General features: G+C 60.2%; 21 protein-coding genes and 1 pseudogene. 19 read left to right on the top strand and 3 right to left on the bottom strand.

What is annotated here, in order from left to right:
• Positions 1–287: 287 nt before the first annotated feature.
• The 7 genes from LKD37_RS06325 to LKD37_RS06295 all read left to right on the top strand — a co-directional run bounded on the left by LKD37_RS06325 (position 288) and on the right by LKD37_RS06295 (position 4,993).
• On the top strand, positions 288–1,235 hold the full coding sequence (locus LKD37_RS06325) for a phosphotriesterase family protein (protein ID WP_302928428.1): 948 nt from the start codon (positions 288–290) through the stop codon (positions 1,233–1,235).
• Positions 1,236–1,245: 10 nt separating this feature from the next.
• Positions 1,246–1,671, top strand: a complete 426-nt coding sequence (locus LKD37_RS06320; RefSeq protein WP_302928427.1) for a hypothetical protein — start codon at positions 1,246–1,248, stop codon at positions 1,669–1,671.
• A 115-nt stretch (positions 1,672–1,786) separates the two neighbouring features.
• Positions 1,787–2,437, top strand: coding sequence for an orotidine 5'-phosphate decarboxylase / HUMPS family protein (locus LKD37_RS06315; RefSeq protein WP_302928426.1), 651 nt, complete (start codon positions 1,787–1,789; stop codon positions 2,435–2,437).
• Positions 2,438–2,479: 42 nt separating this feature from the next.
• Complete coding sequence (locus LKD37_RS06310; protein WP_302928425.1) at positions 2,480–3,307, top strand: BtpA/SgcQ family protein; 828 nt, start codon at positions 2,480–2,482, stop codon at positions 3,305–3,307.
• Positions 3,308–3,328: 21 nt separating this feature from the next.
• The gene (locus LKD37_RS06305) at positions 3,329–4,042 is read left to right on the top strand and encodes a beta/alpha barrel domain-containing protein (protein WP_302928424.1); all 714 of its coding nucleotides are present in this window, start codon (positions 3,329–3,331) and stop codon (positions 4,040–4,042) included.
• 12 nt (positions 4,043–4,054) lie between these two features.
• Entirely contained in the window at positions 4,055–4,705 is a 651-nt protein-coding gene (locus tag LKD37_RS06300) for a class II aldolase/adducin family protein (protein ID WP_302928423.1), read from the top strand.
• A 57-nt stretch (positions 4,706–4,762) separates the two neighbouring features.
• On the top strand, positions 4,763–4,993 hold the full coding sequence (locus LKD37_RS06295) for a hypothetical protein (protein WP_302928422.1): 231 nt from the start codon (positions 4,763–4,765) through the stop codon (positions 4,991–4,993).
• A gap of 229 nt (positions 4,994–5,222) precedes the next feature.
• On the opposite strand, the pseudogene LKD37_RS06290 reads toward LKD37_RS06295, so the two are convergent.
• Positions 5,223–5,330 (bottom strand): annotated as a pseudogene (locus tag LKD37_RS06290) (AbrB/MazE/SpoVT family DNA-binding domain-containing protein); the annotation flags it as partial.
• A 242-nt stretch (positions 5,331–5,572) separates the two neighbouring features.
• On the opposite strand from LKD37_RS06290, the gene csm6 reads away from it, so the two are divergent.
• The 12 genes from csm6 (at position 5,573) to LKD37_RS06230 (ending at position 20,364) form a co-directional block, all read left to right on the top strand.
• Complete coding sequence (csm6, locus tag LKD37_RS06285; protein ID WP_302928421.1) at positions 5,573–6,922, top strand: type III-A CRISPR-associated CARF protein Csm6; 1,350 nt, start codon at positions 5,573–5,575, stop codon at positions 6,920–6,922.
• Between the two features lie 549 nt (positions 6,923–7,471).
• Positions 7,472–9,808 carry a type III-A CRISPR-associated protein Cas10/Csm1 gene (gene cas10 / locus LKD37_RS06280; protein WP_302928420.1) on the top strand — a complete coding sequence of 779 codons (2,337 nt, stop codon included), beginning with the start codon at positions 7,472–7,474 and terminating at the stop codon, positions 9,806–9,808.
• A gap of 4 nt (positions 9,809–9,812) precedes the next feature.
• Complete coding sequence (csm2, locus tag LKD37_RS06275) at positions 9,813–10,262, top strand: type III-A CRISPR-associated protein Csm2 (RefSeq protein ID WP_302928419.1); 450 nt, start codon at positions 9,813–9,815, stop codon at positions 10,260–10,262.
• Positions 10,263–10,267: 5 nt separating this feature from the next.
• Entirely contained in the window at positions 10,268–10,933 is a 666-nt protein-coding gene (csm3, locus tag LKD37_RS06270) for a type III-A CRISPR-associated RAMP protein Csm3 (RefSeq protein WP_302928418.1), read from the top strand.
• Positions 10,914–11,879, top strand: coding sequence for a type III-A CRISPR-associated RAMP protein Csm4 (csm4, locus tag LKD37_RS06265; RefSeq protein ID WP_302928417.1), 966 nt, complete (start codon positions 10,914–10,916; stop codon positions 11,877–11,879). The genes csm3 and csm4 overlap by 20 nt, the downstream gene beginning before the upstream one ends.
• Positions 11,876–12,970 carry a type III-A CRISPR-associated RAMP protein Csm5 gene (csm5, locus tag LKD37_RS06260; RefSeq protein ID WP_302928416.1) on the top strand — a complete coding sequence of 365 codons (1,095 nt, stop codon included), beginning with the start codon at positions 11,876–11,878 and terminating at the stop codon, positions 12,968–12,970. The genes csm4 and csm5 overlap by 4 nt, the downstream gene beginning before the upstream one ends.
• Positions 12,967–13,737 carry a CRISPR system precrRNA processing endoribonuclease RAMP protein Cas6 gene (cas6, locus tag LKD37_RS06255; RefSeq protein ID WP_302928415.1) on the top strand — a complete coding sequence of 257 codons (771 nt, stop codon included), beginning with the start codon at positions 12,967–12,969 and terminating at the stop codon, positions 13,735–13,737. Before csm5 ends, cas6 begins: the two co-directional genes overlap by 4 nt.
• A gap of 332 nt (positions 13,738–14,069) precedes the next feature.
• Positions 14,070–15,617, top strand: coding sequence for an ABC transporter ATP-binding protein (locus LKD37_RS06250; RefSeq protein ID WP_302928414.1), 1,548 nt, complete (start codon positions 14,070–14,072; stop codon positions 15,615–15,617).
• On the top strand, positions 15,614–16,906 hold the full coding sequence (locus LKD37_RS06245; protein WP_302928413.1) for an ABC transporter permease: 1,293 nt from the start codon (positions 15,614–15,616) through the stop codon (positions 16,904–16,906). Before LKD37_RS06250 ends, LKD37_RS06245 begins: the two co-directional genes overlap by 4 nt.
• Entirely contained in the window at positions 16,903–17,934 is a 1,032-nt protein-coding gene (locus tag LKD37_RS06240) for an ABC transporter permease (RefSeq protein ID WP_302928412.1), read from the top strand. Before LKD37_RS06245 ends, LKD37_RS06240 begins: the two co-directional genes overlap by 4 nt.
• Before the next feature lie 173 nt (positions 17,935–18,107).
• The gene (locus tag LKD37_RS06235; RefSeq protein WP_302928411.1) at positions 18,108–19,457 is read left to right on the top strand and encodes an MBOAT family O-acyltransferase; all 1,350 of its coding nucleotides are present in this window, start codon (positions 18,108–18,110) and stop codon (positions 19,455–19,457) included.
• Positions 19,458–19,470: 13 nt separating this feature from the next.
• Positions 19,471–20,364 (top strand): GDSL-type esterase/lipase family protein, encoded by an 894-nt coding sequence (locus LKD37_RS06230; RefSeq protein ID WP_302928410.1) that lies wholly within the window; start codon positions 19,471–19,473, stop codon positions 20,362–20,364.
• A gap of 58 nt (positions 20,365–20,422) precedes the next feature.
• Here the strand turns inward: LKD37_RS06230 and cysK are convergent, their stop codons facing one another.
• Both cysK and LKD37_RS06220 read right to left on the bottom strand, forming a co-directional pair.
• A complete protein-coding gene (cysK, locus tag LKD37_RS06225) occupies positions 20,423–21,355 on the bottom strand; it encodes a cysteine synthase A (protein ID WP_302928409.1) in 933 nt (310 codons plus the stop codon).
• A gap of 205 nt (positions 21,356–21,560) precedes the next feature.
• The gene (locus tag LKD37_RS06220) at positions 21,561–22,916 is read right to left on the bottom strand and encodes an MATE family efflux transporter (RefSeq protein ID WP_349048763.1); all 1,356 of its coding nucleotides are present in this window, start codon (positions 22,914–22,916) and stop codon (positions 21,561–21,563) included.
• Between the last annotated feature and the right edge of the window lie 79 nt (positions 22,917–22,995).

Here is a 22,995-nt window from a genome sequence, read left to right as displayed (position 1 = left end):
AGCCGTCATTTGCCTCTTTTTCTGGAAATTCCTGGAACATATAGGGAAAACTCCCGGTTTTGCTACACATTTGTGCAAATAAAAAACTGAAAATTTCGGTCGGAGGCATTTTTTCGGCCCCTGCCGGGTGTGCTGGATGACACGTTGTGAAATGTGACAAAACCTATTGCATTATCGGCCGCTCCATCATATACTTTCATCAATGCAGGGCGCAGACAGGCATCCGGTCGCCGCGATCCGTGCCCGGCAGCAGCGGCTTATTTAACGAACAAGGAGGATTATTCCAAATGCCGAAAGTAAGAACCGTACTGGGTGATATCGAAGCGTCTGAGCTTGGCTTTACCATGGCCCACGAGCACGTTATCCATTGTCCCCGCGGCCTGTTCGCTCCTGACAACGAGTGGGCGCTGCGTGATTTCAATATCCAGCTTCAGATGGTCAAGGATTACAAGGCTATCGGCGGCGGAACCCTAGTGGACGCCATGTGCCGCGACCAGGACGGCCGCTGCCCCGCGTATCTGAAGGTCATTTCCGAGACCACCGGCGTTCATATCATCGCCGCCACCGGTATCCCCTTCGACTATCCCGGCGACCGGGAGCCCCTGATGGATCTATCCATCGTCTGGAAGGATAAGGACGTGGACGAGATCGCCGCCGGCTATATCAAGGAGATCACCGAGGGCATGAACGGCACCAACATCAAGGCCGGCTGGATCAAGGCCGGCACGCAGTACTGCTATGCCACCCCCGGCGAGATCAAGGGCCTGAAGGCCGCTGCCCGGGCCGCTCTGGCCACCGGCGCCGCCGTTCATACCCACACCGACGGCGGCTCTTTCGCTCTGGAGCAGCTGGAGATCGTCCTTAACGAGGGCCTGCCCGGCTCCCAGTTCGGCGTGGCGCACATTGACCGCAACCCCGACTTCTGGCTGCACAAGAAGATCGCCGAGTCCGGCGCTTACCTGATCTATGACGGTCCCGGCAAGGTGAAGTACTATCCCGACTCCGTCCGCGTGGATCTGCTGCGCCGCCTGGTGGACGCCGGCTTTGAAAACCAGATCATGCTCAGCAACGACATGGGTAAGAAGAGCCATCACCAGAGCTATGGCTATGGTCCCGGCTGGGGCTTCATCAAGCAGAAGTTTATCCCCCGTCTGCTGGACGAGGGCTTCTCCGAGGAAGTCGTCCACAAGTTCATGTATGAGAATCCCGCCCGCTTCTACGCACTGAGAAAGTAAGAGGACAGCTATGAAGAATGATCGTGATGAACGGACCCGGCCGCACGTCCCCACCTCTCCTGAGGAGTGCGATCCCAACTCCGCCACCGTGCAGCGCTGGCAGCCCAAGCGCCTTCCCCTGCGGGAGGGCATTGCCCAGGCCTCCTGGTTCTGTCGGATCATGTATATCCTGATCGTGTTGGGAACGGGAGCACTGAACCTGATTTATTGGCAGAAGCTGCCCGATACATTGGTCCTGCGGACCTGGTTCGGGTATTCCGCCGTTGAGGTTCCCACCGTTTCCTACTTTATCGTGTCATTTCTCCTCATCTGCTATTTGGTATACCGCGATCTGGTAAATCGGTCCCTGTCCAGAAGAAAGGTGTTTATTCCGCTGATCTTCTTTTTGGGCAACTATTACATGATCGTGGAGCTGCTGCAAACCATGGCGGCGTGAGGCACATCACGGTCGTTTCCCAAAGCGGCCCGTCCGTCGGGCGGGCCGCTTTATACGGGGATCCCTGCGTTTTTTTACAAGCAAAGCCTATGAGTATGAATATAATGGAGGAATTATGAAAGCTCCTTATTTGCAGATTGCATTGGATAACGAATCCCTGGAGGACGCCTTCCACACCCTGCGGGGCGGACTGGGCAACGAGGTGGACATCATTGAGGTGGGCACCATGCTGATCCTGATGGAGGGCGTGCGGGCGGCGCGGATCATGCGGGCCTGCTTCCCCGACAAGATTATGGTGGCCGACGCCGCGCTGTCCGTGGCGCATTTCGGGCCCAAGGTCCTGGCTGCGGGAACCCAGTTTGTGACCATGTTCTCCCCTGCCCGCAACGAGGTAAAGGCCGCCATTCTGGCCCAGGCCAAGGCAGGCGGCCAGGACGTTCAGATCGAGTTGTACGGCGACTACGGCGAAAGCTGGACCTTCGACGACCTGCGGGAGTGGAAGGACATCGGCATCCGCCAGATCATCTATGGCCGGCCCAGCTCGGCCAGCGGCCCCTGGACCGCCCAGGACGTGGACTTCGTGCGCCAGCTGTGCGACATGGGGTTCGAGGTCACCGCCACCGGCGGCATCACCTATGAGGACCTGGACATCCTGGCGGGTCTGCCGCTGTATGCCGTGATCTGCGGCCGTTCCATCCGCAATGCGGAAAATCCGGCGGCGGAGGCCCGCCGCATCAAGGCCCGTATGCAGGAGCTGTGGACCTGAGCGCATCTCCATCAAAAATCTAAAGAAAAAGGTGAAATTCTTATGTGGATCGACAATATGTTTGGCGTAAAGAAGCCGATCATTACCATGCTGCACCTGGATCCCCTGCCCGGCGATCCCCGATATTATTACGGCGACTGCATGGACCGGGTGGTGGAGCATGCCCGGGCCGACCTGCACGCCCTGCAGGATGGTGGCGTGGACGGCATCATGTTCTCCAACGAGTTCAGCCTGCCCTATGAGCGGCACATGAGCTTCGTGACCCCGGCGGCCATGGCCCGGGTGATTGGCGAGCTGAAGTCCGAGATCCGCGTCCCCTACGGCGTGGACTGCATCTCCGATGGCCTGGCTGCCATTGAGCTGGCGGCCGCCGTGGACGCAAAGTTTATCCGCGGCACCTTCAGCGGCGTGTATGTGGGCGACGGCGGCCTGTACAACAACGACTTTTCCCAGCTGCTGCGCCGCAAGGCCGCCCTTCACCTGGACGAGCTGAAGATGCTGTACTTTATCAATCCCGAATCCGACCGCAACCTGGATACCCGTCCCCTGGCGGATATCGCCCGCTCCACTATCTTCAAGGCCCATCCCGACGGACTGTGCATCTCCGCCAACGCCGCCGGCCAGGATGTGGACGACGCGCTGATTGCCAGCGTGAAGGAGATCGCCCCCAACGTGGTGGTGCTGTGCAACACCGGCTGCCGCCCCGACACCATCGAGAAAAAGCTGGCCACCGCCGACGCGGCTGTTGTCGGCACCTATTTCAAGGAGGGCGGCCGTCTGGAGAACGACAACCTGGAGAACGTCCGTGTGGATATCAACCGGGTCAAGGAGTTCATGGACGTGGTCAAAGCCCTGCGGCAGAAGCTGTAAGGCCCCAGGAAAGGAGCAACCATGAAACGGATCATTCCCTCTGTGGCCTCCGCCAACCAGCTGTTCCTGGCGGAGGAGATCGGAGCCTTTCCCGCCGGAACCCTGCTGCATGTGGACATCGAGGACGGCAATTTTGTCAACAACATCACCTTCGGCATGCGGACAGTGCGTTCCATTGCCAACATGTTCCCGCAGCACCCCCTGTGTTTTCACTTCATGGCCACCAACCCCTCCCAGTATTTTGAGGAGATCGCCAAATGCGGTGCCAGACAGGTGGCGGTCCATTTTGAGGGCCTGCCCTACCCCTCCGAGGAGCTGTGCCGGATCCGGGAGCTGGGGATGATCCCCGGCCTGGCCATCAATCTTCGCACGTCCATCTCCCAGGTGGAGCCGTTTTTTGAATACATCGACTTCCTGATGGTCATGACCATGGACAGCGGCTATGGCGGCACCAATGGGCTGGGCTTCTGCTTCGCCAATCATGACCGCATCCGCCAGGCCCGGGCGGCGTTGCCTGCGGGCAAGGAGCTGTGGGTGGACGGCGCCATGGACGAAACCGAGATGAAGAACTGCTTCGCCCTGGGTGTGGACGCGGTGATCGCCGGGCGGATGATCTTCCCGGAAAAGCTGGCCCAGGCCGGCGAGACCCGCCGGGCCTATCTGCCCAGTGAGCGGCAGCAGACCCCGGCGCAGCTGCTGGAGCAGTATACCCGCCGCTATTGTATGGATGAATAGGAGAGACGCAATATGTACGAAAAAGAAAGACGCGCCCTGATCGACTGCGCCCTGCAGATGAAGGAATGCCGCCTGATCACTCTGTGCGGCGGCAACGTGTGCATGCGCCTGAATAACGGCAACATCGCCGTCACCCCCTCTGGCATGGACTATGAGATCATGACCTCTGACGACGTGGTCATCGTGACGCCCCAGGGCAAGATCGTGGAGGGCACCCGCCGCCCCACCTCCGACCTGGATGCCATCCTGTATATTTTTGAAAAATTCCCCTGGGTCAATGCCACCATTCATACCCACCAGCCCTACGCCACGGCGTTGGGCCTGGTGCAGGACGTGTTCCCCGCCACGCTGGTGTCCCAGATCGATGCCCTGCGGGGTGATGTGCCGGTGGCGCCCTTTACGCCGTCCTCCGACAAGGGGATGGGCGTTCTAACGGTGGAGCACTATAACGGCTCCCTGGCGGTGATCCTGCGAGGCCACGGTGTGATGGCCTTCGGCCCCACGCTGCAAATCGCCCTGTATGCGGCGGTTTATCTGGAGGAGGCGTCCCAGACCTATCTGGCGGCGCTGGCCACCGGGCGCAAGGTGGAGCCGCTGGACCCGGAAATGGTAAAGGCCGAGTTGGGCGAGCCGGATTCCTGGGCCAATTATCTGCAAAAATAAGTTGCATTTTCCCAGTCGGAAAGTATAATGAGATCATGAAAAAAAGGAGGCTCTTTTATGAACTGGAAGCTGGGTAAGCTGATCAAGAATAAGACCTACAAGCTCTGGGGTGTGAACATCTTCGATTATCAGTGGACGGATACCGGCGAAACGGTGCACCTGAAGGACTACACCGATGGCATCCGCAAGGATTTTACCATCTATACCATCGATGTTGAGGGAACCACGCACACCTTTGCCGCCATTGGCCGGGGTTTGAACACCTGGCTGTTCTATGTGGGTGAGTAACGATTTCCGGTGCTGAGCCGGGGAGCTGGATAATGCCCTGTGCTATAGACAGTGCCTATTGCTGGCAGGCGTCTCAAAACAATAAATATTGGGGTCAGGTTTCAGTACCTGGCCCCAATATTTATTGTAAAAAATAATTGGCCTTTTCCGTCACTATGTACTACTTCCACCCTTGCCTCTTGGCCAAATCGCCCATTGCGAAGCAGAATTGTTCCCACCGTGCCAATGTTATCAACAGTGGGTCGCCCTCACGGATGCGCATGGTGCGGCGGATCTCCTTGGGAATGACCACCCGTCCCAGGTCGTCGATGCGGCGCACGATTCCGGTTGCTTTCATATGATAACTCCCTTTGTAACTGAATATTGGCAAAGGTAGTATCTGCACTCCCAGGCAGATTATGCGAAAGCACCGGGCGCGGACGGCCGTGCGGAGACGAAATGTACCCGGATACGGCTTGATCTCTATCCGGCATTTTTAACGGATAAATGCCAACGACAGTTGTGATACACATACAATTATGGTATACTATACAGGCGGCAGGTTCGGAGAAATTGATAACAACAGGGAGGGGCTGCATCATGAAAAAGAAAACCACGCGCAGGCAGGTATTGTTGAGCTTTTTAGGGACCACCGATCCCATTCGCGGTGAGCGCGACGGCGCTATGCTGCACATTCTGCGCCACTACCGCCCCGAGGTAGTCTGCCTGCTGTTTACGCCCGAGGTGCGAAAGCTGGCGGAGGCGGACGAACGCTATGAAAAGGTGTTTTTCCACCTCAAGTCCCATTGGGACGGCTACGCTCCGGTGGTGTTGGAGCAGGATCTTTCCGTCAGCGATGTTTCCGATATGGACGAGCTGGATCAGCCGCTCCACGACATGATGAACCGGCTGAGCCGCGAATATGCGGATGCGGAGATCCTGGTGAACATCACCTCCGGCACGCCCCAGATGCAGATGCTGCTGTCGCAGATGGTGCTGGAGCTGCGCTATCACGCCCGGGGCATACAGGTGAAAACGCCGGAGAAGAAGGCCGGCACCACCGTTCGCACCAACGACAGCGAAAACTACGACATCGACCTGGAGATCGAGTGCAATGAGGACGAGCAGGAGGGCGCGCCCAACCGCTGCGTTGAGCCGGAATTGTTCTCCGTGCGCCGCAAGAATCAATGGCAGCAGGTGGAGGCGCTGCTGAATCAGCGGTGCTTCCGGGGCGTTGCGGAAATGCGTCCGGCGCCTCTGTCGGAGGAGCTGATGGCCCTGGTGAAGCACATGGCCTATCGCAATGACCTGCTGCCGGAGGAGGCCCGGAAAGCCGTGCGGGGATACGGGCTGAGCCTGAAGCTGTATCTGCCGGAGGCCGCCCCCGCGCATCAGGACATCTGCGAGTATGCGCTGCTGATGAAAAATCTGCTCTGCTCCCACAGCTACACGGAATTTGTGCTGCACATGGAGCCGCTGACCCTGCGCCTGCAGGAAACGCTGCTGAATCAGCTTCTGCCCAGGCGTTATGGGTATGATCTGACCCATGTGCAATCGAGGTACGGAGGACGCATGAAAATCGAGCCCGGCCTGATGCAGGCAAAGATGCCGGAGCTGTACGACCGGCTTTATGTGACGGGGACGTGGGAATGCCGCCCGTCCGATCTGAGCACGCCGTTCTGCGACGATATACTGGACATCCTGTCCACACAGCCGGAGGAAACCAAAACCTATTTCCGCTGCTATGCCGATCTGAAGGAGGTGCGCAACGGTCTGGCCCACCGCCTGTGCGCGGTGACGGCGGACGAGATCCGGGCGGCGTGCGGCAAAACGCCGGAGCAGATCATTTCGCTGATCGAGCGGTGCATTCTCCTGCTGTTCCCCGCCTGCGACCCGGAGGTTTTCCACATCTATGAGCGCATCATCCGCTATATTCAGAGGCAGTATTGATACGGGTTCTTGATAAAAAATGAAATCCGATGGGATGGCCTATTGAAATCAAACAAATGCGGTTGACCATTCCACGGAAACGCTGTATACTATTGCCGAAACAATTTACACCCCGCAAGGGGACGAGAACTGGTTGTAGCTGTCTCCCGTGCCGCAGTAGATTTGAAACAACTCACACCCCGCAAGGGGACGGAAACTAAATTCGGTGGATTGTCTGAATGAAATCGTTGAAACAACTTACACCCCGCAAGGGGACGGAAACAGCTTGGTCACGGCCTTGTTCACCATGTCCGGGGAAACAACTTACACCCCGCAAGGGGACGGTAACTCCATCAACCCGGGCCAACTTGGCATCAACGATAGAAACAACTCACACCCCGCAAGGGGACGGTAACATGGTGCGCGTAATCATGGGTTTTCTTGCCATTGTGTTGAAACACATCACACCCCGCAAGGGGACGGTAACGCAATCGCCGGGAACACATAGGAGAGAAAGAGAAACAACTCACACCCCGCAAGGGGACGACCCTTTGGAAAGGAGGGATCCTCATGAACCCGCAAACCGTACAAGCTACCTTCGGCTGTCTGCTCCATGATGTGGGCAAGGCGGTCTGCCGCGCCGGTATTTCCGACGGGCGGCACGGCGAGGCCGGATATCGCTTTGTCCGGGACATCGACGGCTACGGACAGGCCAAGGCCGTGCTGGACTGCATCCGCTATCACCACGCCGCCCAGCTTCGTCAGGCAAAGGACTGCGACCCCCTTGCCGCCATCGCCTGCATTGCCGACAACATCGCCGCGGCCGCCGACCGGCGGCAGACCGGCGACGAAACGCAGTTTGACCGCTATCTGCCCCTGTCGCCGGTGTTCACCCATCTCAACGGGGAGCATCCGGGGCATACCCTGCCGCCCCACGCCCTGGATGGCCGCCTTCGTCTGCCGCTGGACGGGTCCTTCCGCCTCTCCGCCGGCGACTATGAGCAGATCCTGCTGACCCTGCGCCGGGAGCTTTCCGCCCTGCCGCCGCAGGAGGAGTGGCTCAACTCCCTGCTGTCCGTGTGGGAGAGCTGTATGAGCACCGTGCCCTCCAGCACCAACACCGGGGAAAGTCCCGACATTTCCCTGTATGACCACAGCAAGGTCACTGCCGCCGTGGGGGCGTGCATCAGCGAGTATCTGCTGGATCGGGGCGAAACGGACTATTTCACCGCCCTGGTGCAGCAGGAGCAGAGCTTCCGCCTGCAGCAGGCGTTTTTGCTCTATTCCGCCGATTTTTCCGGCATCCAGAAGTTCATCTACAGCGTGTCCACCAGGAATGCGCTGAAGTCCCTGCGAAGCCGCTCCTTCTTTCTGGAGCTGTGCATGGAGCACTACATAGACGAGCTGCTGCAGCTGTGCGGCCTCAGCCGGGCCAATCTGCTCTACAGCGGCGGCGGGCACTGCTATGTGCTGCTGTCCAACACGGAAAAGACCGTCCGGGCCATCCAGGCGTGGAACACCCGCTTCAACGACTTCCTCATTGAGCAGTTTGGCGTGCGGCTGTATCTGGCAGACGGCTATACCCCCTGCAGCGCCAACGATCTGACCAACACCCCGGCGGAGGAGGCCCCCTATCAGGCGATGTTCCGCCGGGTGAGCCGTCAGGTGGCAAAAAAGAAGCTGCACCGCTATTCGGTGCAGCAGCTTCGGCGGATGAATCAGAGCCACCAAAACCCCGGCCAGCGGGAATGCCGGATCTGCGGCAGGACAGACGCCCTGCGCGACGGGGAGGAGGATACCTGCATCTGCCTCTGGTGCGCCCTGTTCGAGAGCCTGTCCCGGAAAATCCAGGGACAGGCTGTGTATGTGGTCAGCCGCGATGCGGCCGGTGCAGACTTCACACTGCCCGCCGCCCAGGGTGAGCTGTCCTTTATCCTTACCAATGAGGCCCGGGCAAGACAGCTTCTCGCAGGCGAGGGCGTGGCGCGCGTCTATACGAAGAATCGCTTCTGCGCGGGCCTGCGCTACAGCACCCGCATCTATGTGGGCGATTACGCCGCCGACAACAGCATGGCGGCGCTGGCCGGCGCCTCGGAGGGTGTGCCCCGCCTGGGCGTGTGCCGCATGGATGTGGATAATCTGGGGCAGTCCTTTGTCTCCGGCTATGAATGCGCCGCAGAGAGCGATCCGGTGAAGCGCCAGCACTTTGTCACGCTGTCCCGCACGGCGGCGTTTTCCCGACAGATGTCGCTGTTTTTCAAGGGCTATATCAATCCCATCCTCAGCGGAGAATTTGAGCATTACCGGGCCTTGCAGGTGGCCGTGGTCTATTCCGGCGGCGACGATGTGTTCCTGGTGGGCGCATGGACGGATGTGCTGGAGGGGGCGCGGCGGATCCGGGAGGCTCTGCGCCGCTATACCTGCGGCGCGCTGACCATCAGCGCCGGGATCGGCATCTATGGGGATCATTTCCCCATCCGTCAGGCCGCTTCTCTCACCGCCGGGCTGGAGGATGAGGTAAAGAGCCTGCCGCATAAGGACGGCATCGCCCTCTTTGCCGCAGGAGACGGACACTGCTACCCATGGGATACCTATCTGGAACGGATCTGCGGCGAAAAGCTGGTCACTCTGGAGCAATATTTTTCCTCCGGCGACAGCGAACACGGCACGGCCTTTCTTTATCGCCTGATGGAGCTTCTGCGTCAGGCGCAGGCTGGGGGCGGAATCGCTCTGGCGCGCTATGCCTACTTGCTTGCAAGACTGGAGCCGAAAAGAAACGCGCCCAATTACCCCGGCTATAAGCGCTTTTCGGAGGATATGTACCGTTGGGCTTTGAACAGCGCCGACCGGGGAGAGCTTCTCACGGCCATCTGCATCTATGTGTATCGAAACAGAAAGAGGGGGTAGAAGGATGGGCTACAATGACAGAAACAGCCAGGGCAGGCAGCCAAACCGCAATGCATCGCGCCCGCCCCGCCAGGTCACTGCCAGGCCGCTGCCTGCAAATTATGTGGACGAGGCGGAGCGGGTCATCCGCTCGCTGTATGATGAGCGGAACAAGATCAGCACCAACAAGATCCGAAATCTGCTGAGCCTGGTGTCGGAGATCTATAATCGGGAAAACCTGCGCACGGCGGATACCATTTCCGAGGAAAGCGCCTCGGGGCTGATCGCACTGCGGATCCGCATGGTCTATGAGGCGGGGCGCGACGATGCGGTAAAGCTGTTTTTGGAGCGCGCGCAGCTTCTGGAGTATATAAAGGGATTGGGTGATTCCCGGGCTAAGCTGATGGACTTCGCCCATTATATGGAAGCCTTGGTGGCATACCATCGCTTCATTCTGCACATGAAGGAGGGTTAAGGCTTATGTACGGAAAAATTATCATCCGTTGCTGCCTGGTGGTGCGCACCGGTCTGCATATCGGCGCAGGCAATGCCTTCAGCGCCATCGGCGCAGTAGACAGCCAGGTGGTGCGCGATCCGCTGACCGGACTGCCTATGATCCCCGGCAGCAGCCTGAAGGGCAAGCTGCGTTCCCTTCTGGCCAGAAGTCTCAGCAAGGATATCCAGCGTATGCCCGACTTTGATCAGGATGACGGACGCATCAAGCGCCTTTTCGGCAGCGCCAATCCGGTGCATCGCGCCCGCCTGCAGTTCGCCGACTGCTTTGTGGCCAATGCAGAGGAGATGGAGCGTGTTCATATCACCGAGGTCAAGGCGGAAAACGCCATCAATCGGGCCACCTCCGTTGCAAACCCCCGCTTTATCGAGCGCGTGGTGGCAGGCACCCGTTTTGCCGTCAGCATTGTGTACGATGTAGAGGATGCAGGGCAGACCGCCGAGGATTTTGCCCTGTTGGCCAAGGGGATGAAGCTGCTGCAGATGGACTATCTGGGCGGCCACGGCTCCCGCGGAAGCGGCCGGGTGAGCCTGTGTGATTTCCGGCTGGAGCCTTTTGAAACCTCTGTGGAGCTTGAACCTCTGTGCGCCCTTTTCAAGGAGGTAGAGGCGTATGAATTACTTCCTGTTTAAGCTGAGCTTTCACACGCCCTGCCATTTCGGCACTTCGGACAGTGCGCTTTCGCTCTACACCTCGGAGGATCACTTCTGCGCGGATACGCTGTTTTCAGCCCTCTGCCATACGGCGCGGACGCTGTATGGCAACAGCGGCGTGGAAGCGCTGATTGAAAAAGCCCAAAAGGATCAGCTGTTTCTCTCCGACGCCATGCCCTGGTGCGGCGAGCGGTACTATCTGCCCCGCCCGTTTCTGACTGCCCGGACGGACGGTCATACTGCGGGGGCAGAACGCAAGGCTATGAAAAACCTGGCGTATATTGCCGTGGAGGACATGGCGGACTATCTCGCCTGTATGCGCGGCCAGGGGCTGTTCGATGCCGGCCGGAAAAAGCAGTGCTTCGGTGTTCCCATGGACAGCACCCGCGCCGCCGTTTTTGAGGGGCAGGACACGCTCCCCTATCATGTGGGCGCCTTTCGCTTTGCGGAGGACTGCGGCCTGTATGTGCTGGCAGGGCTTGAAAGCGATGATGCCGCATGGCTGCGCACACTGATGCGTGCGTTGGGATTGAGCGGCATCGGCGGAAAGGTCAGCTCCGGCTACGGAAAGTTTACGGTAGATGATGAGATTTATCTGAATGAACCCTTTGATGAGCAGACAGCGTGGCTGTTCCGGGCGCTTTGCCGGGATGCCCCCGCCTATCTGCTGCTTACCACGGCGCTTCCTGATGAGGAGGAGCTGGAGCGCACCATGGAAGATGCGTCCTACACGCTGACCAGACGGGGCGGATTTGTCAGCTCTGACTCCTTTGCGCCATCGGGGCAGAAAAAGAGAGAGCAATTCTTCCTGACGGCAGGCTCTGTAGTGCGGCGGCGCTTCGGCGGAGCTCTCTATCTGGCGGCCAGGCAGGACCATCCGGTGTATCGCTTCAGCAAGCCGCTTCTTTTGGGGGTGTTCGTATGAGAGAGCTGGAACAGCTTCAGCAGTATGAGCTGATCCTGACCGTGCGGTCCCCGCTGTTTGTCGGCAGCGGTCAGAGCTATCAGCGCACGGAGTATATCTATGATCGCAGGAGCAATCGGGTCTCTGTGCTGCACCGCAATCGGTTTATTCACTTTCTGGCGGAAAACGATCTGGCCGACAGCTATGAGCGGTTTATTCTGGGCGGGAGCACCAACCTCCACAGCTTCCTCCGGCAGGAGTGCGGACTGGACGAGGCAGGAATCCGGGCGCTTTGCGTTTACGACCTGCCGGCAGGCGATGCGCTGGACGCGGAACACAGCCTGAAGAATATTCAGGCATTTATGCGCGACAATGCCTTCCGCCCCTATGTTCCCGGCAGCAGTGTCAAGGGCGCCCTGCGCACGGTCCTGCTGTATCAGGCCATGCAGGAGCAGGGGATACTGGGCACCCGGAATTGGCGGGACTACAGCAAGGAGGACGGTATTCCGGAGCGGGAATATCTGAACACCCTGCGTTTTGTCCGCGACAGCAAAGGAAAAACGCGCCTGGACGCCGTGAGCGGCCTTCTGCGGGGTGTGCTTGTTTCCGACAGCGAACCCATCCCCAACAACGCCATGACGCTGACCGGAAAGAGAGACGCGGCATTCGGCGGCGAGGTCAATGCCATCAATCTGTGCCGCGAGGCAGTGGCTCCGGGAACAAGGATCCGCTTTTCTCTGACGCTGGATCAATCCGTCCTGCATGGACAGCTGACGGCCGAGTCCATTGTGGGCGCCATCGAGGCGTTTGACCGATACTATGAGGAAACCTACGCCTGCGGCTTTGCACTGCCGGAAGGGGCGGCTCCGGGCAGAATGAATCACTGCCTGATCCTCGGCGGCGGCGCAGGCTTCTTTTCCAAATCGCTGGCCTATCCCTACTATGGAGAGGAGCAGGCGCTGCATGAGGTCTCTGCATATATGCACCGCACCTTCCGGGGACATTACCATCAATATGACGAGGGGTGGGGGATGTCGCCCCATATGATGAAATACACCCAGTGGAACGGGAAAATGTATCCCTACGGAATCTGCGAGGTGTCTGTGCGGTGATCGGACAATATTGCTTCGCTCTGCGCTCTGCCGATGGGGCCCCCATTCCGTCTATGATGGCTTACCGCTTATATGGCTGGCTTCTGGAGCAGCTTCCGGAGGATATCGGCCGGCAGCTGCATGAGCAGGGAGAAAAACCCCTCTCGCAGTATATCCGCTATGATAAGGCGGAAAACCGGACCCTATGGGTCGTCAGTGTATTTCAAGGGGAGCTGTATGAGCTGCTGGAGCCCGTGCTGGAGAGCATTTTCTGCATTGCGCTGCGCCAAACAACGCTGCAGGCCGCTCTGCTGGACAAGCGGTGCTTTGCATCGGCGCAGGAGCTTGTTCTGTACGCCAGGGAGCTGCGGCTGCCCTCGCGGGTCATCATACGCTTTCACACCACCAGCTCCTTCAAGCAGGACGGCAGCTATGTGATCTTTCCCCAGGAGCGGCTGCTGCTGAGGAGTCTGCTGGCCAAATGGAACGCATGGTTTCCGGAGTATTCGTTGGATGATGAGGATGCGGCAGCCGCATTGGAGCGCGGCGTCCGCATCACAGACTATCAGCTTCGCTCGGGGCGCTATACGCTGAAATCCGCAAGAATCCCCGGATTTTCGGGACGCCTGACACTCTCCTCCGCCCTCAGCGCGCCTATGCAGGAGGTGTGGAATCTGCTGCTGGTGTTTTCCACTCTCTGCGGCATCGGGATCAAAACCACCCTTGGTATGGGCGGCGTAACACTTGAGATATCGCCCAATTCCCTGCTGAAAGAACAGGAAAAATGAAACCCCTCCGGCTGAGCCAAACTGACGTGATAGAGAAAAAGGTTCTATAATAAATGTTGGGGCCAGGTTCATCACCTGACCCCAACATTTATTATAGAACCTGAAGTAATGCATGACGTCTATTACATTACGCTACCGAACGATAGGTTGTCAAGCGGCGATGTTTTCGTCCGGATGCAAAAGGTGTAGGATGCAAAAGGATGCAAAAAACATCTATTTTTCCGGTTCGTTCTTGCAATTCCCGACCGCAACCGTTATAATAAACTTGTTACATTGTCCGCTGGCGGAAGCGATTGCAGCGGGCAGGAAAATGAGAGAAAGTAGGTGGCGGCATGGAGCAATCTCCCCAGTATGTGATCGAAATGCTTCACATCACCAAGGAGTTTCCCGGCATCAAGGCCAACGACGACATCACCCTGCAGCTGCGCAAGGGTGAGATCCACGCCCTGCTGGGCGAAAACGGCGCAGGCAAGTCCACGCTGATGTCCGTCCTGTTCGGCCTGTATCAGCCGGAGGAGGGCGAGATCCGCAAAAACGGCAAGCCGGTGAAGATCAACGACCCCAACGACGCAACGGCGCTGGGCATCGGCATGGTGCACCAGCACTTCAAGCTCATCGACGTGTTCACCGTCCTGGACAACATCATCCTGGGCGCGGAGGATACCAAGCTGGGCTTCCTGCAAAAAAAGGCGGCCCGGCAGAAGGTCCAGGAGCTGTCCCAGCGGTACGGCCTGCGGGTGGACCTGGACGCCAAGGTGGAGGACATCACCGTGGGTATGCAGCAGCGGGTGGAGATCCTGAAGATGCTGTATCGCGACAACGAGATCCTCATCTTCGACGAGCCCACCGCCGTTCTGACTCCCCAGGAGATCGACGAGCTGATGGACATCATGCGCAGCCTTACCAAGGAGGGTAAGTCCATCCTGTTTATATCCCACAAGCTCAACGAGATCATGGCCGTGGCGGATCGGGTCACCGTTCTGCGCAAGGGCCGGTATGTGGGCACCGTGAACACCTGCGACACCAACAAGCAGGAGCTGTCCAACATGATGGTGGGCCGCCCGGTGCAGCTGCAGGTGGTGAAGGAGCCTGCCCAGCCCAAGGACCCCGTTCTGCGGGTGCGGCACATGTGCGTGGTCTCCCACCAGCACAAGCGGGACGCCGTTCACGACGTGAGCCTGGAGGTCCGGGCCGGAGAGATCGTCTGCATCGCCGGCATCGACGGCAACGGTCAGACGGAGTTCGTCCAGGGCCTGACGGGCCTGGACAAAATCACCGGCGGCACCGTGGAGCTGTGCGGCAAGAACATCACCCACACCTCCATCCGCCGCCGGGGCGAGAACATGAGCCACATTCCCGAGGACCGGCACAAGCACGGCCTGATCCTGGACTTCACCCTGGAGCAGAACATGGTGCTCCAGCGGTATCTGGAGCCGCAGTTCCAGAAGGCGGGCTTCATTAAGAACGCCGCCGTCCGGGAATACGCCCAGCACCTCATCGACCAGTACGACGTGCGCAGCGGCCAGGGGCCCGTGACCATCGCCCGCAGCATGTCCGGCGGCAACCAGCAGAAGGCCATCATCGCCCGCGAGGTGGACCGGGATAAGTCCCTGATCGTGGCGGTGCAGCCCACCCGCGGCCTGGACGTGGGCGCTATCGAGTATATCCACAGCCAGCTGGTGGCCGAGCGGGACCGGGGCAAGGCGGTGCTGCTGGTGTCCCTGGAGCTGGACGAGGTCATGAGCCTGTCCGACCGCATCCTGGTGATGTACGAGGGCCAGCTTGTGGGCCAGCTGAATCCGAAAACCACCACCGTGGCCGAGCTGGGCCTGTATATGTCCGGCGCCAAGCGGGACGATATGGGAGGTGACCAGGCATGAAAAAGAACGCACTGGCAGCGCTTTACGAAAAAGACGGCACCAAAAAGGTGCTCTCATCCCTGATCTCCATTGTGGCGGGTCTTCTGGTGGGCGGCATCGCCGTTCTGATCGTGGGCCTGTTCAACGAGAAGATCTCCCTGAGCGGCGCATGGGACGGCATCCGCATCATCTTCGCCGGTATCTTCAGCACCGGCCGCGACGCCGCCGGTACCCTGACCTGGGGCTTCAACGCGGTAAACCTGGGCAACATGCTGTTCCGGGCCACGCCCCTGATTATGACGGGCCTTTCCGTGGCCGTGGCCTTCAAGACGGGCCTCTTCAACATCGGCGCCCCCGGTCAGTATCTGGTCTCCACCATGGTCACCCTGATGGTGGCCCTGTCCATTCCCTCCAGCGCGGTGCCCGTGGGCGTTATCTGGGTGCTGGCCTTCCTGGCCGGGTGCCTGTCCGGCGCCCTGTGGGGCGCGATCCCCGGCCTGGTGAAGGCCCTGCTGAACATCAACGAGGTGCTGGCGTGCATCATGACCAACTGGATCGCCGCCAACCTGGTGACCTGGATGTTCGACATCAGCAATTTCAAGAATATGGTCGAGAGCACCAAGTCCGGCTATATCTATAAGACCACCTTCAACGGCGTGGCCACCCCCAAGCTGGGGCTGGACGCCATCTTCCCCGGCTCCCAGGTCAACGGCGGCATCCTGGTGGCCATCGTCATCGCCATCGCCATGTACATCCTGATGAACAAGACCACCCTGGGCTATGAGCTGAAGGCCTGCGGCGCCAACCGTCACGCCGCCCGCTATGCCGGTATCCGGGACAAGCGCAACATCGTGCTGTCCATGGCCATTGCCGGTGCGCTGGCCGGTGCCGGCGCGGCCCTGTACTGGCTCTCCGGCAACACGGAGTTCTACTGGTCCACCTATCAGGCCCTGCCTGCCGTGGGCTTCAACGGCATCCCCGTGGCCCTGCTGGCCCTGAACAACCCCATCGCGGTGATCTTTACAGGCATCTTCATGGCCATGCTGAATATCGTGGGTCTGCAGCTGACCAACCTGACGGCCTATAACGAGTATATCACTGACGTCATCATCTCCGTGATCGTGTATCTGTCCGCCTTCTCCCTGGCCATCCGCATGATGCTGTCCCGGAAGAAAAAGCCCCACGCCCATGTGGAGGAGACTGCCGCCCCGGCGGCGGACGCCGCACCCCCGGAGGAACCGGCGGAGGAACCCACGGAACCGGCAGAGCCGGCAGCGGCTCAGACGGAGGAAGGAGGCGACCAGGCATGACGTTTCTGATCCAACAGACTTTGATTTACGCGGTGCCCCTGATGATCGTGGCCCTGGCGGGCGTGTTCGCCGAGCGAAGCGGTATCATCAACCTGGCCCTGGAAGGTATCATGATCTTCGGCGCCTTCATCGGCGTGCTGTTCGTGCGGCTGATGCAGGGCTCCCAGGCGGTGCTGGCCGCCAAGCAGGCCGGTGACTGGGTGGCCCTGCAGGGGCTGGAGCTGCTGACCATGCTGGTGGCGGCGGCCATGGGCGCGGTGTTCTCCCTGCTGCTGAGCTTTGCGTCCATCAACCTCCGGGCCGACCAGACCATCGGCGGCACGGCGCTGAACCTGATGGCCCCCGCTCTGGTGCTGTTCCTGATCCGCATCATCGCCAACCAGAATACCCTGCAAATGGCCACCGGCGACTCTGCCAGCTGGTTCATGTTGAAAAAGTCCACCTTCGGCGTGGACAAGAGCGTGGAATGGGGCTTCTTCGGGGAAACCTTCCTGAACAAGATCTACCTGGCCACCTACGTCTGCATCCTGCTGTTCATCATTCTGTCCGTCATCCTGTACAAGACCAAGTTCGGCCTGCGTCTGCGGGCCTGCGGCGAGAATCCCCAGGCGGCGGACTCTCTGGGCATCAACGTGTATAAAATGCGCTATGCCGGCGTCACCATTTCCGGCGCTCTGGCGGGCATGGGCGGCTTTGTGTACGCCATGACCACGGCCAACTGCTCCTCCAACGGCGACGTGGCGGGCTTCGGCTTCCTGGCTCTGGCCGTTATGATCTTCGGCAACTGGAAGCCTCTGAACATCGCGGGCGCGTCCCTGCTGTTCGGCCTGTTCAAGTGCATCGCCGCGGCATATGCCAGCATCGACATCAACGGCGACGGCGTGTTCCTGCTGGCCGACATCGGCATCAGCGCCCACCTGTACCGGATGCTGCCGTACCTGATCACCCTGCTGGTGCTGGCCTTTACCTCCAAGAAGTCCCGGGCCCCCAAGGCCGAGGGCATCCCCTACGACAAGGGTCAGCGGTAAGCGAAAAACCTATATCCTCCCAATACCCCGGCGCACTGCGCCGGGGTATTTGTCATAATTTGTTACATTTTGTTTCCTCTTTTTAACTGGACATTTCCGCCGGGGCCGCCTTATAATATGCCTTGCGAGATCATCCGGGGCCCGGCCCCGCCAGAATTAAGAGGGATATTTTCATGGGTTTTAATACACTTCCGTTTGTGTTTGTGTTTCTGCCGCTGTTTCTGGCGGCGTTTTATCTAGTCCCCGCCCGCTGGCGGGCGGGCCTGCTGTGTCTGGGGAGCCTGGTGTTCTACGTCATCGGCGTGTGGCAGCGGCCCTGGTGCCTGGCTCCGCTGCTGGGTCTGGCGGTTCTGGTGTATCTGCTGGGGCTGCGGATGCGGCCCCGGGAGAGCCGGGGGCTGCTGGTCCTGGGCCTGGCGGCCCTGTTCGGCTGCCTGTTCTTCTTCAAATATGCGGGACTCCTGGGTCTGGGAGTGACGCTGCCCCTGGCCATCAGCTTCTATTCCTTCCAGCTGGCGGCGTACCTGATCGACGTGTACCGGGGCCGGGTCCCGGCGGAAAGAAAGCCCCTGCTGTTTTTCACTGGCGTGCTGCTGTTTCCCAAGCTGCTGTCCGGCCCGCTGATGGACCCCCTGTCCCTGCATGAGCAGCTGTCCGACCCGCCCCGGCCGGGCCTGGAGGACTTTGACAGCGGCTTGCGGGACTTTATCCTGGGCCTGTCCATGAAGGTGCTGCTGGCCAACCAGATCGGCAGCCTGTGGCGTCAGGTGGGGAACATCGGCTATGAAAGCGTGTCCACGCCTCTGGCGTGGATGGGCATCGCGGCCTACTCCCTGCAGCTGTATCTGGACTTCTGCGGCTATTCCTGGATGGCCCTGGGCCTGGGGCGGATGCTGGGCTTCCGGCTGCCCCGGAACTTTGAACACCCCTACGCCGCCCGCTCCATGCAGGACTTCTGGCGGCGGTGGCACATCAGCCTCAGCTCCTGGTTCCGGGATTACGTCTATATCCCTCTGGGCGGCAGCCGGGAGGGGACGGCCCGGACCTATCTGAACCTGCTGGCGGTGTGGGTCCTGACGGGCCTGTGGCACGGCAGCACCCTGAACTTCCTGCTGTGGGGCCTGCTGCTGTTCGCCCTCATCGCCCTGGAGCGGGCCGGATGGGGCCGGGTGCTGGCGCGCAGCCGGGTAATCTCCCGGGTGTACATGGTGCTGATGATCCCCCTGAGCTGGCTGCTGTTCGCCATCCCCTCGGTTAGCCGCATCGGCGTTTACCTGGGCCGACTGTTTCCCCTCGTGTCCCAAGGGATCGCCGTCAACGCCGGGGACTGGCTGCAGTACGGCAAACAGTATTGGTGGCTGCTGGTGCTGGGCATTGTGTTCTCCACCCCCGGGCCGGAGAAGCTGTGGAACCGCATCCGCGGCACCTGGCTGGGCACGGTGACCCTGGCGGTGCTGTTCTGGGCCTGCGTTTACTGTATGTCCGTGGCCACCAACGATCCGTTTATGTACTTCTCGTTCTAAAGGGGGCGTTATCATGAAGCATATCAAGAATTTCCGCCCCCTGGCCCTGGCCGCCATCCTGGTGGTCACCTCCGCAGCCGCCGCCGTGTGCGGTCTGGTGATGAAGGGACAGCTGCAGAAATATGTGGGCGGCTATGACGACAAGTGGGCCATCGCCGTGCCCTTTCTGATGCTGCGGGACGACACCGACTGGCAGCGGATGCTGGCGGCGAAAAACGCCCCGCCTGCGCCGGAACCCGAACCGGAACCCGAACCGGAACCGGAGCCTGACCCGGAACCCGAACCCGAGCCGGAGCCGCCGGTGGTGGTCACCAACGCCGTATACGGCCAGGACGAGAGCTTTTTCGACGACGCCCTGTTCATCGGCGACTCCCGGATGGTGAACGTGGCCAACTATGCCCGGCTGGGCAGCGCCGACTACTTCGCCGACGTGGGCATGACGGTGTTCAAGATGTTCTCCACCACCGCCTCCGACAAGAATTTCGGCGCAACGGACCTGGGGTCCCTGCTGCGCAGCAAGCAATACAGCCACATTTTCGTGATGCTGGGCCTCAACGAGGCCGGTTATCCCCTGGGGAACCTGTTCGACGCCTACCAGAGCGACCTGGAGCAGCTGCGCCAGCTCCAGCCGGACGCCACCATCTACATTCTGAAGGTCTACGGCGTCACCGCCGACGTGGCTGCCGGGAATCCCAGCTTTGCCCACAGCCGCCTGACCGCCGTGAACCAGGGCTTTGCGGAGCTGGCCGACGGCGACCGCATCCGCTGCCTGGACTCGGACACCCTGTTCTGCGGCGACGACGGCTTCATGCTGCCGGAATACACCGGCGACGGCGTCCATCCCTACGGAAAGTTCGCCTATCAGTTCTCCCAGTGGCTGTGCGAGCAGATCACTCAGGGGAAGTGACACAAAACGCGACAAGGCCCTCCGGCGTCAGCCGGAGGGCCTTGTTTTCTGCAATTCTTTATTCCGCGAACAGGGGGGTGGACAGATACCGGTCGCCGGTGTCCGGCAGAAGCACCACGATGGTCTTGCCTGCGGACTCCGGCCGCCGGGCGATCTGCAGAGCCGCCCACACGGCGGCGCCGGAGGAGATGCCCACCAGTACGCCCTCGGAATGGCCTACCTCCCGGCCCAGGGCGAAAGCGTCCTCGTTGATGACGGGGACGATCTCGTCATAGATCTTGGTGTCCAGCACCTGGGGCACGAAGCCCGCGCCGATGCCCTGAATCTTGTGGGCCCCGGCCACACCGGTGGACAGCACCGCCGAGCTTTTCGGCTCCACCGCCGCCACCCGGACGGCGGCGTTCCGGGACTTCAGATACTGCCCCACGCCGGTGATGGTGCCGCCGGTGCCCACACCGGCCACGAACCAATCCACCTGCCCGTCGGTATCCTGCCAGATCTCCGGCCCGGTGGTCTCAAAGTGGGCCTTGGGGTTGGCGGCGTTGACGAACTGGCCGGGGACGAAGCTGCCGGGAATCTCCCGGGCCAGCTCCTCGGCCTTGGCAATGGCCCCCCTCATGCCCTTGGCCCCCTCAGTGAGCACCAGCTCCGCACCATAGGCCTTCATCAGCTGGCGGCGCTCCACGCTCATGGTTTCCGGCATGACGATGATCACCCGATAGCCCCGGGCGGCGGCCACGGAGGCCAGGCCGATGCCGGTGTTGCCGGAGGTGGGCTCGATGATGACGCTGTCCTCATGCAGCAGGCCCCTGGCCTCGGCGTCGTCGATCATGGCCCGGGCGATGCGATCCTTCACGGACCCGGCGGGGTTCAGATACTCCAGCTTGGCCAGGATACGGGCCTTCAGGCCGTATTTCTTCTCCAGATGGGTCAGCTCCAGCAGGGGGGTGCGGCCGATCAGCTGATCGGCGGAGGTATAGATATGAGACATGGTCCATTTCTCCTTTATATTGTAAGATGTTGGTTGTTTTTCAGCGGACGGACACCTTACAACATCGGAAAACCACAGACGCTTCCATGGAAATGACCTCGGTTCCCAAAAACTACTACCAATGTGGTATGTTGGTAGTATATTCCCGTCACGCACAAAAATCAACCCCTCTGCGAAATTTTTCCGCAGAGGGGTTGACGCAAAGTTACAGACTCTTTTCCAGGGCGTGGACCCAGTCGGCCTTCAGGTAATAAATCAGGAACACCACACAGCTGACGCTCCAGGTGATGGGATAGGCCCAGAAAATGGTGGCAATATCCGGCCAGACCTTCAGAGCCAGGGTGATATAGCTGACCCGCAGGATGCACCAGCAGCCCAGCATGGTGTACATAGGCACCTGGGCCCGGCCCGCGCCCCGCAGCACGGCGGACACACCGTGGGCAAAGGCCAGGAAGCAGAAGAACAGTGCCTCGATGTGGGACTGACGCACACCGATGGCCACCACGGCCGGGTCGTCGTTGAACAGCCGCATGGCATAGGGGGCCAGGAAAAACAGCGCCACGCCGATAAGCTCCGCCATGGCCATGGAGCACAGGATGCCGATCCGCGCGCCCTGCTTGGCCCGGTCAAACTGCCCCGCTCCCAGATTCTGGCCGATGAAGGTGGTCAGAGCCATAGCGAAGGCGGTGATGGGCAGGAACACGAAGCCCTCCACCTTGGAATACGAGCCGCAGCCCGCCATGGCGTCGGAGCCGAAGGTGTTGATGTTGGACTGCACCACCACGTTGGCGATGGCGATGATGGAGTTCTGCACGCCGGAGGGAACACCTTGGGAGGTGATTTTCTTCAGCAGGGGCAGATCAAAGCCGATGCGCTTGATCTCCAGCCGGTACGGCCCGTCGGACCGGGTCAGCTTGATGATGCACAGGACGGCGCTGACCACCTGGCTGATCACGGTGGCTACGGCGGCACCTGCCACGCCCATATCCATGGCCCCCACAAACAGCAGGTCCAGGGCCACGTTGACCACCGACGAGATAACCAGATAGTACAGGGGGCTGCGGCTGTCGCCCACCGCCTGCAGAATGCCCATGCCTGCGTTATACAGGATGGTGGCCAGGCTTCCCAGGAAGTACAGCCGGAAATACAGAATGGAGGTGTCCAGCACGTCCGCCGGTGTCCGCATCCAGGTGAGGAGGGTGGGGGTGAAGAACACGCCCAGAAGGGTCAGCAGCACACCGCAGCACAGGGCAAAGGCGATGTCCGTGTGCACAGCGGAGCGGACCTTTTCATAGTTCCTGGCCCCGAAATACTGGGCGATGACGATGCCCGCCCCGATGAACAGGCCCATAAAAAAGCCTGTCATCATAAAAATGAGGTTGCCGCTGCTGGCCACAGCGGCCAGAGCCTGCTTGCCCACAAATTTGCCCACGATGACACTGTCCACCGTGTTGTACAGCTGCTGGCAGAGATTGCCCAAAAAGACCGGCACTGCAAAGCTGACCATGCGCTTCCAGATGGATCCGGTGGTCATATCGGTGCTGCGGTTGATGGCGGCCACGCCGCATCGCCTCCTTATGTAAAGAAATCGTCAGTTCCTTCATTATAGGGGGAAAATGCGAAAAGGTCAACCCTTCATC

The organism is Brotocaccenecus cirricatena, assembly GCF_020687045.1.
In the GTDB taxonomy this organism is placed as follows: domain Bacteria; phylum Bacillota; class Clostridia; order Oscillospirales; family Oscillospiraceae; genus Vescimonas; species Vescimonas cirricatena.
Note: the sequence above shows the minus strand (reverse complement) of the source record. Positions and strands in the feature narration are given on the sequence as shown.

Excerpts from the sequence above, each read along its gene's own strand:
- LKD37_RS06325 (WP_302928428.1), top strand. The coding sequence starts at position 288 with ATGCCGAAAGTAAGAACCGTACTGGGTGATATCGAAGCGTCTGAGCTT.
- LKD37_RS06320 (WP_302928427.1), top strand. The coding sequence starts at position 1,246 with ATGAAGAATGATCGTGATGAACGGACCCGGCCGCACGTCCCCACCTCT.
- LKD37_RS06315 (WP_302928426.1), top strand. The coding sequence starts at position 1,787 with ATGAAAGCTCCTTATTTGCAGATTGCATTGGATAACGAATCCCTGGAG.
- LKD37_RS06310 (WP_302928425.1), top strand. The coding sequence starts at position 2,480 with ATGTGGATCGACAATATGTTTGGCGTAAAGAAGCCGATCATTACCATG.
- LKD37_RS06305 (WP_302928424.1), top strand. The coding sequence starts at position 3,329 with ATGAAACGGATCATTCCCTCTGTGGCCTCCGCCAACCAGCTGTTCCTG.
- LKD37_RS06300 (WP_302928423.1), top strand. The coding sequence starts at position 4,055 with ATGTACGAAAAAGAAAGACGCGCCCTGATCGACTGCGCCCTGCAGATG.
- LKD37_RS06295 (WP_302928422.1), top strand. The coding sequence starts at position 4,763 with ATGAACTGGAAGCTGGGTAAGCTGATCAAGAATAAGACCTACAAGCTC.
- csm6 (WP_302928421.1), top strand. The coding sequence starts at position 5,573 with ATGAAAAAGAAAACCACGCGCAGGCAGGTATTGTTGAGCTTTTTAGGG.
- cas10 (WP_302928420.1), top strand. The coding sequence starts at position 7,472 with ATGAACCCGCAAACCGTACAAGCTACCTTCGGCTGTCTGCTCCATGAT.
- csm2 (WP_302928419.1), top strand. The coding sequence starts at position 9,813 with ATGGGCTACAATGACAGAAACAGCCAGGGCAGGCAGCCAAACCGCAAT.
- csm3 (WP_302928418.1), top strand. The coding sequence starts at position 10,268 with ATGTACGGAAAAATTATCATCCGTTGCTGCCTGGTGGTGCGCACCGGT.
- csm4 (WP_302928417.1), top strand. The coding sequence starts at position 10,914 with ATGAATTACTTCCTGTTTAAGCTGAGCTTTCACACGCCCTGCCATTTC.
- csm5 (WP_302928416.1), top strand. The coding sequence starts at position 11,876 with ATGAGAGAGCTGGAACAGCTTCAGCAGTATGAGCTGATCCTGACCGTG.
- LKD37_RS06250 (WP_302928414.1), top strand. The coding sequence starts at position 14,070 with ATGGAGCAATCTCCCCAGTATGTGATCGAAATGCTTCACATCACCAAG.
- LKD37_RS06245 (WP_302928413.1), top strand. The coding sequence starts at position 15,614 with ATGAAAAAGAACGCACTGGCAGCGCTTTACGAAAAAGACGGCACCAAA.
- LKD37_RS06240 (WP_302928412.1), top strand. The coding sequence starts at position 16,903 with ATGACGTTTCTGATCCAACAGACTTTGATTTACGCGGTGCCCCTGATG.
- LKD37_RS06235 (WP_302928411.1), top strand. The coding sequence starts at position 18,108 with ATGGGTTTTAATACACTTCCGTTTGTGTTTGTGTTTCTGCCGCTGTTT.
- LKD37_RS06230 (WP_302928410.1), top strand. The coding sequence starts at position 19,471 with ATGAAGCATATCAAGAATTTCCGCCCCCTGGCCCTGGCCGCCATCCTG.
- cysK (WP_302928409.1), bottom strand. The coding sequence starts at position 21,355 with ATGTCTCATATCTATACCTCCGCCGATCAGCTGATCGGCCGCACCCCC.